The following is a 10,490-nucleotide window of genomic DNA, read 5'->3' on the forward strand; positions in this document are numbered from 1 at the left end:
CGCCTAGGTCGTGGCCTGCGATTACTCCGATCCGTGGATGGTCGGATCGCTGCCGACGCTCGACGTCGGCGGTACGTAGTCGGGGGCGTCCTCGGACAGGCCGATGCACTGACCGGAGTTGGCGCCGGTGCAAGGAACGCCGTCGATCTCCGGAATGTCGGGGTTGGCCGCATTCGAGGAGAACTCCGGTGAATTGGGCACGGTGTGCGGAACGCAGTTGCCCGTGTAGAGGTCTTCCTCTTCACCGTTCGAGCACGCCGCCACGTGGGTCGTCGGCCCGGTCGTCGGCACCGTGAGCGCAACGACGGCTGGTGCGGCCGCGATGGCCAGCGCAAACCCGCCGGCAAGAATTAGCCGTGGAGCAGAAAAATTCAAGATCGCCATCGTCACGCTTCCTGTTGTTATTAACCGTGTCGTCGGGTGAAGTCTATGGAAGCTACACCGAATCTGCACAGGTTCGATGAGTTACCTGGGAAGGTGTTGCGTCGAGATACGCCACCTCCCACCTCCAGATACGGCGGCGCGGGCTACGGACTGGAGCTAAAGGTGGAGTGCGGGACGGGCTGCGGTCCCTGCGCTTGCTGTTCCTCCGATAGTCCGATGCACTGACCGGAGTTGCCGCCCGTGCATGGAATGCCGTCGACCGAGGGCAGATTGCCCGCCGCCGACGTGGTACCGACTTCCGGTGAGTTCGGGACCAGATCGGGCGTGCACATGTTGGTGAAGGTGTCCTCGGTCTCGCCGCTGGGGCACGCGGCGACAGCAGGCGCAGGCGTCGATGGAACGGCGAACGCGGCGACCGCGGGGGCGGCGGCAACCGCCACCGCGAATCCTCCGGCGAGGATCAATCGCCGGACTGAGAAATCGCTAAACAAGCGAGGATCTGTTGGGGTTTGGATCGCCATTTCGCGCTTCTTTCGTCATGTTCGCAGGAGTGCCTGCATCGGTTGAGAATACGCGCCGAAACAGTGCCTTACCGGCCAATTCGCCGCGAAAGTGGTGCACCCGTGCCATTTCTGAGAACCGACTGTGCGGCCACTGTGACGCGGCCCGCGGACGCGCGCGCATGCGGGCGGTGGGGGCATGGTTCGATGACGAGAACGTGTTCCAGTTTTCTCACTCAACCTTGGGGGCAGCGGTGCAGCTTTCGTTGACGGACCGAACGTTCATCGTCACCGGCGGTGGCAGCGGGATCGGCAAGGCGGTCGCCAGTGCGGTGGTGGCCGCGGGCGGTAACGCGATGATCGTCGGCCGCAACGCCGACCGACTCGCCGCCGCCGTCGACGAGATCACGTCACAGGACGGCGCGGGCACGGTCCGCTACGAAGCAGCCGACGTCACCAATGAAGACGAAGTCGCCCACGCCGTGGAGGCCGCAACGGCGTGGCACGGCCAGCTCAACGGCGTCGTGCACTGCGCTGGCGGGTCGGAGACGATCGGACCGATCACGCAGGTCGACTCGGAGTTGTGGCGCCGCACCGTCGACCTCAACGTCAACGGCACCATGTACGTGCTCAAGCACAGCGCCCGCGAGATGGTGCGCGGCGGCGGTGGATCGTTCGTCGGGATTTCGTCGATCGCGGCCAGCAACACCCACCGCTGGTTCGGCGCATACGGCGTGAGCAAGGCCGCGTTGGATCATCTGATGCAGCTGGCTGCCGACGAACTCGGGGCCTCCTGGGTTCGGGTCAACTGCATCCGGCCCGGCCTCATCCGCACCGAGCTCGTCGAGCCGGTGCTGAGCTCGCCCGAGTTGAGTGAGGACTACCGCAACATCACCCCGTTGCCCCGCCCGGGTGAAGTCGAGGACATCGCCAACATGGCGCTGTTTCTACTCAGCGATGCCGCCAGCTATGTCACGGGCCAGCTCATCAACGTCGACGGCGGCGTGCTGGTGCGACGTGGGCCCGACTACAGCGCGATGTTGGAGCCCCTGTTCGGCGCGGACGGCCTGCGCGGAGTGGTCAACTAACCAAAGGGGCTCTTGCCGCCGGCCTCCCACGCGGCGAGCGCGCCAACCGCGGACCAGTCCAGGGCCTCGCCGCCGCCGGCCAACAGCGTCAGGAAGCGGTCGCGCAGCAGGCTGGCGATCGGCAGCGGCACACGAAGCTCTTCCCCCGCGGCCAGCACCAGCCGGACGTCCTTGAGTCCAAGTGTGGCGGCAAACCCGGCAGGCTCGAACTCGTCGCGGGCGATCAGGCCGCCGTACGTCTGGTAGACGGGCGCGCCGAAAAGCGTCGACGTGAGGATGTCGAGGTACTGCTGCTTGTCCACCCCGGCCTTGCCGACGAGCGCCATGGCTTCGCCGAGCGACTCGATGACCGACGCGATCAGGAAGTTGCCGCTCAGTTTCACCAGGCTGGCCGCTTCGGGCTGCTCGGCCACGACGAAGGTGCGCTGCCCGATGGCATCTAGCACGGGTGATACCGCGGCCACGGTGGCGGGGTCGCCGGCCGCGACGACGAACAGCTTCGCGGCCTGGGCGGCCTCGGGCCTGCCGAACACCGGCGCGGAGACGAACCCGTGCCCGGCGTCGGCGTGCGCGGCCGTCAGTCGCTGCGCGAGGGCCACGCTGATGGTCGAGCACGACACGTGTACTGCCGCCCCCTTGAGGTTCGCCAGCACCCCTTCGGGTCCGAACACCACCGCCTCGACGGCATCGTCGTTGGCCAACATCGATACGACGACGTCGGCGCGGCAGGCTTCGGCGACGGTGCGCGCGGGCCGTGCGCCCTCGGCCACAAGCGCCTCGACCTTGTCGAAGGAGCGGTTGTAGACGGCGACGGCGTGGCCCGCGTGCAGGAGGTTCGAGGCCATGGCCGAACCCATGTTGCCCAACCCGAGAAATCCGATGTCCATGGGTTCACTTCTACTCGCCAGCATTGAGAATGGGCTGGTGAAGTTCTCCACGACGCTTTTTCAGGACGGCAACAACACCGGCATCGAAGTACCGGCCGACGTGGTAGCCGCGCTCAACGCAGGGAAGCGGCCACCGGTGGTGGTGACGGTCAACGGCTACGAATACCGGTCAACGGTCGCCCCGATGGGCGGGCGGTACCTGATCCCGTTCAGTGCCGAGCGCCGCAAGGAGTCCGGGCTCGCGGGTGGTGACGCGATCGAGGTCGAGTTGGCGGTGGACGAGGCGCCTCGGGTGGTCGAGGTGCCTACCGTCCTCGCAGCGGCGCTCGATGGGTCAGCGGCTGCCAAGGCCGCGTGGGCGAAGTTGTCCTACAGCAGGCAGAAGGCCCACGTGACGTCGATCAATGGGGCCAAGGCGCCCGAGACGCGGGCCCGCAGGGTAGCGGCGGTCGTCGCGACGCTCGGGGGTTGAACTACGAATCAGCTTTTCGGAGTAGTACTTTCGGCCTTAACGGCCAACGCGAGCATGGCCGTGACGGCAAGTTGGATTTCGTCCGCCGTGAGGTCGAGGCCCGCGACTCCAGTTCTGATGAGCTCGGAAAGCACGTCGTCGGTCAGGTGCGCACACCGGTCTGCGATCATCACGTCGACGTAGGCGTGCAGCGCATCGTGCGTGCGATGCTCGCCGAGTTCGGCGGCCCACTGCGCCATCTGATTCCAGTCCCGCTCGGGAACACCGAGCATCGCGCACACTGCCCGAACCGAGCGGGTTTCGTTGACGTGGATTGGCGTACTCATGTGTGTTGGCCTCCTGACCCGATGCTAGGCCGAACCCGGCGGCGCTTGGCGGTTACCGCCGGCCCGGCAGCGCGCTTCTAGGCCACTGAGCAGCAACAGCTCTGGAACGAGGGTGATGAAGCTAACTGCCGCGCGGGACGCTCAACCGACGAAGCGGGTGCGGTAACCGTCGAACTGTTTGGCCAGCGCATCGGTGTCGAGTCCGAGTTCGGTCGGCGTGTAGATCACCCCACCGTGGCGGCCACGTGGATGGTCGCGGCAGAACTGCGCCATGGCGGCCCTGGCGCGCTCGTCGTACGGCTGATCGGCAAGCGCGTAGATCGCGGCGACGGTGCCCTGCTCGTCGGCCATGAAGTCGTCGAATGTGACGTCGATGGACTGCGCAGCCGGCAGCACGTCGCGATCGCGCAGGCAGCCGTTGAGCAGATCGTCGGCGCGGTCGACCCAATTGCGCGAGATCTTGACGGGATCGGGGTGGTCGCACGCCATCCGCGACGAATAGCTGATCATTGTCACCATCGACTTCAGGACCTCTACCGGATCGCGGTGTGTCACAACGAAGGTGGCGTCGGGGAACGTCTTGAGCAGCACTGGAAACTGCTCGAGGTGCTGCGGCGACTTCAGTACCCACCGCGTCCCACCCCGTAGCCACTGAAGCGCCTGGAGATTGCGCTTCAAGTAGGCGTACGAAGGCGTCTGATCGCGCGACTTGTAATGCGCCGCATAGTCGGGCACGTGGTACTGGGTCTCGAAGAGCATGGTGGAGAGATCGTTGGCGAGCAGCTGGATTTCCTCGTGGGCATGGTCGACCGTCATCTCGTGCATGCGCTTGAACTCGGGCATCGACGTGTTGACGATGTCCAAGCCCGCCTGGCAGCGATCCCGAACGGACTGTTCGTCCCCATCGGGCGCGGGAAACGGTTCGAGGCTCTCCCAGTAGGGCAGGTAGCGGATCGCTGGGTCGGCCGCGATGAGGTTGTGCAGGTGGGTGGTGCCCGTGCGAGGCAGCCCGCAGATGATGATCGGCCGCTCGATCGACACGTCTTCGATCTCGGGGTGCGCCGTGACGAGCGCCTCCAGTCGCAGTCGGTTGACCAGGTTTCCCACCAACTGCTCGAACGTCATCGCCAGGCCCACCTCGGAGAGGTCGGTCTGCTCTTGCAGCGATTTGCACAGCACCTCGAGGTGCTCGCGGAACGCGGGATTACCCCAGTCGTCGAGCCCCGTGCGATCGATTGCCGCCTGCAGCAACGCTTCCGGGGTCAAGTCCAGGGTGGCGCCGTAAGCCGCGAGGCCCTCGCGCATGGGCCTCGCCGCCTCCGGGAACACCGGGTCGGCCAAGTCGGTCAGGTGGATGGGCGCAGGCCGGGTCACGCAGGCACCTCCGCGAGGTTGACCACGCGGCAGTTCGGACGCGCCGGTGTCTGGATCGGCAGGAACCAGCGCAGCCAGATGAGGCCTTTGGGGCGGCCCGCAGTGGACACCCAGTTCGGATGGCCGGGGTCCTGGTCGCTGATCACGATGCGCCAGGATCCGTCCGACTCGTAGGTGACCTCGGCGCCGTTGATGGAGACACGCTCGCTGGTGAAGTCGTAGGTGTGCAGGAAGGGATTCCACAGGCAGAGGTTCCAGAACACACACTCCGGCGATGTGCCTTCGACGACGAGCGCCTGGCCGGGCTCGAGCTCGAAGGCACCCATGGCGTACGCAGCATCGCCTGCTGCCCAGCCGTAGGTCTGGGTCGGCACCGGGTACGGCTCGTGAATCTCGTTGGGCGGCTCCACCTTTACGGGCAGCATGGCGAGCTGTTCGTGCAGCCACGTGCGTGCTGCGCGCAGTCGCCGGGTCATGTCGGCGCGATCTTCGCTGCGCCGAAGTGGGGGATCGACCGCCTCGATCGTCCACTCCACCCGCCTGGCGGTGTCGCGTGAAGTCACGTAGTCGCGGGTCAGCGCGAACACCGCGTCGGATTCGAGCTTCAGCCACGCTCCCGGCTGAGGCGTTGGGCTGATGGTGAATTCGAAGTTGCCGTCGTCGTCGAACTCCAACGAGTGATCGTTGATGGTGTCGACGATGCGGTCGCTGTACCGCCCGTCATCGGGGCCGCCATAGACGGTCATCGACAGGTAGACCGAGTCGCCGCGGTTGCCCTTCACGCGGTAGGTGCGGTTGGGGTCGATGGGTGAGAGTTGGTAGAACGCATCGGAATTGTCGCCGCCCCACTTCAAGAACGGCCCGATGACGTCCACCAGTCGCGGGCGTTCCTTCTCGTTCCACACGAAGGCGTCGACGGCCACGCGCAACAGGCTGAACGCCAACCGGTAGCCGTCGAGCAGGTCGGCTTCGGCGAGCGGTGGCTCCGTGTCGAGTAGCTTGCGTTCGATCGCGCGGACCTCGTCGAGTAGTTCGTCGAAGGCCGTCGAAAGGGCCGGTTGTGAACCAGCTTCGGTCATGGCTGCTCCTCATCGTTGCGGACGCGCCAAATCGTTACATGGCATAACGTAATGTGTCAACGGTGGTCGCGGTGCCCGAAAATGGGATGCGTGGCAGGCCCGCATGACCTCGTCCACTTCTTCGTCGAGTCGCACTGGGGACTGCGCGACGGAATCTTCGGTCAACTTGCGGCAGGCGGTGACGCGTCGACGTTCAACGCGCAAGGGCAGTCCAAGCGCGATGTGCGGCGCCGGGCGCGAAAGAACCAGCTCAGCGGCAGCGACATCGGGCGGTCGGAACAGCTGGCTGCACTCGTCACGGCCGCATGGGGCCGTCTGCGCGCTCGACGTGCTCGCCGGGCAATGGAGTGCGACACCCATGGGGGGCGCGGTCCGGGTGCCATGGCCGTGGCCGGAACGGCGTGTCGGGAAGCGGGCCTCGGTCCAATAGCCGGTCGGCATGGGTGCGCTACGAGTTTGTGGGTGCGACCCCGACGAGTTTCGTGAGGAATCGGTCAACCTGTTCCTCCAGCGGCGGCCACGGGAGGCCTGGCTCATTGACCCGCATCGACACGGCGCCGTGGACCGCAGACCTCAAGTCGAGTGAAACGGCCGCGGCGTCTTCACCCGGTGCCAGGCCGACATCCAGGCATCGCTGGACCGCTTGAGTGGTGCGTTCGGCCAACTCTTGCTTGAAGCTCAGACCCGTCCTCTGGTTGAGCGTGCTCTCGTGAAGGACCTTGTACAACCCCGGATGCTGATGAGCCCATGTGCCGAGCAGGAGGGTACGGGCGCGGAGTGCGGCCACCGGATCGGCCGAATCCGCCTTGGCCCGGTCGACCGCGCGCATCAGGTCACCGTGACAGCGTTCCATGGCGGCGAGCACGAGGGCGTCCCGGTCGGCGAAATGGATGTACACCGAGGTCGCGGCGATGCCGACGTCGCGCGCGACGGCGCGGAGGGACAGGGCTTGATCGTCTCCGAGCTCGTCCAGAAGCCGGATTGCCGCGGAGACGATCTCCGCTCGCAGCCGTTCGCCTTGGCCTCGCGGATTGCGACCACGGGCGCCGCTTTGTGCAGAAGGGGTCCCGTCCATAGTCGTGATTGTAATGCGCCGTTTGTAGCGCTACGGTTGTAGCCTTACGCATGTCTCCTTAAAGAAGGGACCCCAATGGAGATGGCTTCCGGCAATCAGACCCAGCAGAGCGGGCTGCCGAATTCCAGGCTTGAGTCGAATAAGCAAGCCGTCCTGGCCTTTTACGAGGCCGCCATCAACGACAAGGACTTCGAGGCCGCGTCCAAGCTCATCGGCCCGCGGTATGTCCAGCACAATCCGTTGATCGCCGACGGCATCGACGGCCTCAAGGGTTTCATCCGCGAATTGCGGGAGAAGTTTCCTGAGTTGCACGCGGAGGTCAAGCAGGTCTTTGCCGATGGAGACTTCGTCATCGGGCACGTGCACGGCGTGCGTGTGCCCGGGCAGCGCGGGTCAGCAATCGTCGACGTCTTCAAGCTCGAGGATGGGAAGATCGTCGAGCACTGGGACGTGATCCAGCCCATCCCGGAGGAGGCCATGAACCCGAACGGGATCTTTTAACCGCCTGGTTCCAGCACGATCCGGCCGCGCTGGCCGCCCGCGGCGAGGCGCTCGTGCGCCTCGGCCACGGACTCAAGGGGTCCGGTCGAGGCGACGCGTGGAGTGAGGCGACCAGCGTCCATGAACGCCGCAAGCTCCGCAAGGCGGTAGGCGTCGTTCCGGATCCATGTGTTCTGAACCCGGATTCCCCGCAGCTCAACGGGCGCGGCGCCCGCGGCGACCGCTGCAAAGGCGCCACCGTCGCGAACGGAGTCGAGGGCTCGTACGCCGAGCAGTGCGGCATCGAGTGCACCATCGACGCCCTGCGGGAGGAGTCGCCTCACGGCGGCACCCACCTCGTCGGTCCGGGCGACAAACTCCGTCGCTCCCAACCGGCGCACCAGATCCTCGTCGTCGGCGGAGGCGACTGCGATCGTTCGCAGGCCGCGGATCGCGGCCAGCTCGAGCGCGAAACCACCAAGCGCCCCTGCTGCACCCGTCACCAGCAGCCACTGTCCCGCCTCGAGCGCCAGAGATTCGAGGGCCTGGGTCGCGGTGAGACCGTTCAGCGGGAGCGTCGAGGCCTCAGCCGCCGAGACTAAGCGTGGGGCAGGCGCGATCGCCTCGAGGCCGAGCACAATCTGCTCCGCCTGCGCTCCGAGCGGTGCGCTCAAGAGGTTGCGCATGCCGATCACGGGATCGCCGACCTCGAACCTGTCGACGCCTGCTCCGACCGCGTCGATGACGCCGGCGACGTCCCAGCCGATTCCAAGCTGTGGCCCGGGCGACATCAGTCCCTGCTCGGCCAACCAGCCTGCGCGCGTGGCGATGTCGACCGGATTGACGGCAGCCGCCTGAACCCGTACACGCACCTGGCCGTTGGCGGGGTCGGGGGTGGGGAGCTCGGCTATCTCGAGGACCCCTGGCCCACCAAAGCTGCGAATGACGATGGCTTTCACTCGTGTTCCTTTCGCGTCGAGTAACTTGCGCGCCCAAAGATAGGGGCGCTACTTTCCATTAGAAAGAAGGCACCAAAAAGTGCCTAAGGTGCTCATAGGAGAGTCAATGCCGACCAAGACTGCGGCGCAGCAACGCGCGGAGAAGCGAGCCGCCTACAACGCCTACGTCGCAGAGTGCCCCTCGCGCCAAGTGCTCGACTCACTCAGCGACAAGTGGGTGACGCTGGTTCTGACCGCGCTCGCCGACGGTCCCCGCCGCTACAGCGGGCTCGCGCGGACGGTCGCCGGTGTCAGTCAGAAAATGCTCACCCTGACCCTGCGCAAGCTGGAGCGCGACGGGCTCGTGTGCCGGACTGTCACGCCATCGGTGCCCGTTCGCGTCGACTACGAGATCACCGCGCTGGGACGAACCATCCTGCCGGTCGTCGAAGCGGTCAAGCAGTGGTCGGAGAGCCACATCGTGGAGATCCACAGCGCCCGTGCCGCGTACGACTCGCCGATCCAGTAGTTGCTCGACGCCTAGCTGGCGTAGCCGCCCCTGAGGCGGTGACCCTCGCGGTCCGGCGCTTCCGGGGGCGTGTTTCTAGGGTGGTGACCGGTGGCGATCGCAAGCTGTCCGAACAGTTGGCTCAACTCGGCTGGCCGGGTGGGCAATCAGTTGGCCGTGCAGACGAAGTCACCGAGTGATGACTCAATGTGGTTCAGGCGTACCGGATTCGAGGTTTTCGAGCCTTGTCTGGGCTCGACGGCCATTTCGCCGGCGGCCGCGAAGCCGATTCTTGGCGCTGTCATTGAGGCCGTTGCCTGGACCCCGCAGGCCGGCTGAGACTCATCCACCGCTACGAATGATTCGGATGGTTTTTACCGCCACGGCAATCTCGATTTGTCTCACCGTACGGAGATCGATGGGGTGGCTTGCCGTCGCGGCTCACTGCCCTCTGTAACCTGTGTATTTGCTGTTCATACCCATTGGATGAGGATTATCTCGACAACGCGAGGGTGCCGGGTCTAGGGTCGCCGGGAGGCCGACCCGACAACCCCTGCAGCGAGCCGCAGATTGCGGGTACTCGCCATGATGGCAAAGCCATTCACACGGTCAACTAACTCTTGCGATTCATGTATTCTCATTAATTGACACCATTGGCAATTATCTTTCTGGGGAGTGATGGATGCAGGCCGATCGACCGCGGGGGCGCCGATGAGCTTCGGGATCCATGAACAGTGCATGTGCGGTCACCGGCACGCGGAACACTCGCTGTTCGGAACGTGCCACGCCTGTCTCGATTGCGAAGACGACATGGCCCGCGACGTCGACGACGAGCACGTGTATCAGCAGTGCCAGTGTCGTGAGTTCCGGGTCGTGGAAGAGCAGATCGCATAGGCGATCGTCGGCAACGCCGACATCGTTTGCTGGAGCCCTTTGTCAGTACGACTGACCGTTGGCGTACCGCTGTCGCCGGAAGTGCCGCCCCTTGCCACGGTTCCGACTCTTGTACGTCGGTAGTTGGGAGTCGCAGTTCGGACAGACGAGCCGTAGGTTGTCCCGTCGGTTGTTCGTCGAGTCTCCATCGATGTGGTCCACGATCAGTGCAAGAGGTAGGTCCAACCACGCGCTGGCACCGCCGCAGATTGCGCAACAGCCTGCCTGAGCGGCGGCAAGGTACTCCCGGATGTAGTGCCCGCGGCGGCTCCCGACCCACGCCTCGCCGGACTCGAGCCAACGTTCCAAACTCGTCTTCTGGCGGGTTGCCGCCTGTGTCAGCGGTCACATAATTCCTCCAGCTTGAGGGGTTGTCCGTCACGGAATTCCCCCACCTCGTCTGTCACGTAATTCCGCCACCCGGGCGGTGTGGCAGCCGGTTGTGG

General features: G+C 65.4%; 14 protein-coding genes. 5 read left to right on the forward strand and 9 right to left on the reverse strand.

Translation table 11 applies throughout. The features are described 5' to 3' along the window. Positions 1-21 precede the first annotated feature (21 nt). Entirely contained in the window at positions 22-384 is a 363-nt protein-coding gene (locus tag SLQ30_RS31665; RefSeq protein WP_319451017.1) for an intersectin-EH binding protein Ibp1, read from the reverse strand. 143 nt (positions 385-527) lie between these two features. Further along, entirely contained in the window at positions 528-905 is a 378-nt protein-coding gene (locus SLQ30_RS31670) for an intersectin-EH binding protein Ibp1 (protein ID WP_319451018.1), read from the reverse strand. 233 nt (positions 906-1,138) lie between these two features. On the opposite strand from SLQ30_RS31670, the gene SLQ30_RS31675 reads away from it, so the two are divergent. Then, entirely contained in the window at positions 1,139-1,972 is an 834-nt protein-coding gene (locus SLQ30_RS31675; RefSeq protein ID WP_319451019.1) for an SDR family oxidoreductase, read from the forward strand. Here SLQ30_RS31675 and SLQ30_RS31680 read toward each other — a convergent pair. Continuing rightward, complete coding sequence (locus SLQ30_RS31680) at positions 1,969-2,859, reverse strand: NAD(P)-dependent oxidoreductase (protein WP_319451020.1); 891 nt, start codon at positions 2,857-2,859, stop codon at positions 1,969-1,971. The two genes, SLQ30_RS31675 and SLQ30_RS31680, sit on opposite strands and share 4 nt — an antisense overlap. 37 nt (positions 2,860-2,896) lie before the next feature. On the opposite strand from SLQ30_RS31680, the gene SLQ30_RS31685 reads away from it, so the two are divergent. Further along, positions 2,897-3,331, forward strand: coding sequence for a DUF1905 domain-containing protein (locus tag SLQ30_RS31685; protein WP_319451021.1), 435 nt, complete (start codon positions 2,897-2,899; stop codon positions 3,329-3,331). A gap of 8 nt (positions 3,332-3,339) precedes the next feature. On the opposite strand, the gene SLQ30_RS31690 is transcribed toward SLQ30_RS31685, so the two are convergent. The 4 genes from SLQ30_RS31690 to SLQ30_RS31705 form a co-directional block, all read right to left on the reverse strand. After that, complete coding sequence (locus SLQ30_RS31690; RefSeq protein ID WP_319451022.1) at positions 3,340-3,657, reverse strand: hypothetical protein; 318 nt, start codon at positions 3,655-3,657, stop codon at positions 3,340-3,342. Positions 3,658-3,798: 141 nt separating this feature from the next. Next, complete coding sequence (locus tag SLQ30_RS31695) at positions 3,799-5,031, reverse strand: sulfotransferase (RefSeq protein ID WP_319451023.1); 1,233 nt, start codon at positions 5,029-5,031, stop codon at positions 3,799-3,801. Then, entirely contained in the window at positions 5,028-6,110 is a 1,083-nt protein-coding gene (locus tag SLQ30_RS31700; RefSeq protein WP_319451024.1) for a DUF1214 domain-containing protein, read from the reverse strand. The genes SLQ30_RS31695 and SLQ30_RS31700 overlap by 4 nt, the downstream gene beginning before the upstream one ends. 448 nt (positions 6,111-6,558) lie before the next feature. Then, the gene (locus tag SLQ30_RS31705; RefSeq protein WP_319451025.1) at positions 6,559-7,185 is read right to left on the reverse strand and encodes a TetR/AcrR family transcriptional regulator; all 627 of its coding nucleotides are present in this window, start codon (positions 7,183-7,185) and stop codon (positions 6,559-6,561) included. 75 nt (positions 7,186-7,260) lie between these two features. On the opposite strand from SLQ30_RS31705, the gene SLQ30_RS31710 reads away from it, so the two are divergent. Then, entirely contained in the window at positions 7,261-7,686 is a 426-nt protein-coding gene (locus tag SLQ30_RS31710) for an ester cyclase (protein WP_319451026.1), read from the forward strand. Here SLQ30_RS31710 and SLQ30_RS31715 read toward each other — a convergent pair. Beyond that, positions 7,683-8,624: an NADP-dependent oxidoreductase gene (locus SLQ30_RS31715; protein ID WP_319451027.1), complete on the reverse strand. Its 942-nt coding sequence runs from the start codon at positions 8,622-8,624 to the stop codon at positions 7,683-7,685. The genes SLQ30_RS31710 and SLQ30_RS31715 overlap by 4 nt on opposite strands. Before the next feature lie 106 nt (positions 8,625-8,730). Here SLQ30_RS31715 and SLQ30_RS31720 point away from each other — a divergent pair, with 106 nt between their 5' ends. Then, the gene (locus SLQ30_RS31720; RefSeq protein WP_319451028.1) at positions 8,731-9,132 is read left to right on the forward strand and encodes a helix-turn-helix domain-containing protein; all 402 of its coding nucleotides are present in this window, start codon (positions 8,731-8,733) and stop codon (positions 9,130-9,132) included. Between the two features lie 657 nt (positions 9,133-9,789). Then, positions 9,790-10,005: a hypothetical protein gene (locus tag SLQ30_RS31725; RefSeq protein ID WP_319451029.1), complete on the forward strand. Its 216-nt coding sequence runs from the start codon at positions 9,790-9,792 to the stop codon at positions 10,003-10,005. Between the two features lie 42 nt (positions 10,006-10,047). Here the strand turns inward: SLQ30_RS31725 and SLQ30_RS31730 are convergent, their stop codons facing one another. Next, positions 10,048-10,386 carry an HNH endonuclease gene (locus tag SLQ30_RS31730; RefSeq protein ID WP_319451032.1) on the reverse strand — a complete coding sequence of 113 codons (339 nt, stop codon included), beginning with the start codon at positions 10,384-10,386 and terminating at the stop codon, positions 10,048-10,050. Positions 10,387-10,490 lie beyond the last annotated feature (104 nt).

This window comes from Mycobacterium sp. RTGN4 (assembly GCF_033804635.1).
GTDB lineage: Bacteria > Actinomycetota > Actinomycetes > Mycobacteriales > Mycobacteriaceae > Mycobacterium.

Excerpts from the sequence above, each read along its gene's own strand:
- SLQ30_RS31700 (WP_319451024.1), bottom strand. The coding sequence starts at position 6,110 with ATGACCGAAGCTGGTTCACAACCGGCCCTTTCGACGGCCTTCGACGAA.
- SLQ30_RS31725 (WP_319451029.1), top strand. The coding sequence starts at position 9,790 with ATGGATGCAGGCCGATCGACCGCGGGGGCGCCGATGAGCTTCGGGATC.
- SLQ30_RS31710 (WP_319451026.1), top strand. The coding sequence starts at position 7,261 with ATGGAGATGGCTTCCGGCAATCAGACCCAGCAGAGCGGGCTGCCGAAT.
- SLQ30_RS31665 (WP_319451017.1), bottom strand. The coding sequence starts at position 384 with ATGGCGATCTTGAATTTTTCTGCTCCACGGCTAATTCTTGCCGGCGGG.
- SLQ30_RS31680 (WP_319451020.1), bottom strand. The coding sequence starts at position 2,859 with ATGGACATCGGATTTCTCGGGTTGGGCAACATGGGTTCGGCCATGGCC.
- SLQ30_RS31705 (WP_319451025.1), bottom strand. The coding sequence starts at position 7,185 with ATGGACGGGACCCCTTCTGCACAAAGCGGCGCCCGTGGTCGCAATCCG.
- SLQ30_RS31670 (WP_319451018.1), bottom strand. The coding sequence starts at position 905 with ATGGCGATCCAAACCCCAACAGATCCTCGCTTGTTTAGCGATTTCTCA.
- SLQ30_RS31690 (WP_319451022.1), bottom strand. The coding sequence starts at position 3,657 with ATGAGTACGCCAATCCACGTCAACGAAACCCGCTCGGTTCGGGCAGTG.
- SLQ30_RS31720 (WP_319451028.1), top strand. The coding sequence starts at position 8,731 with ATGCCGACCAAGACTGCGGCGCAGCAACGCGCGGAGAAGCGAGCCGCC.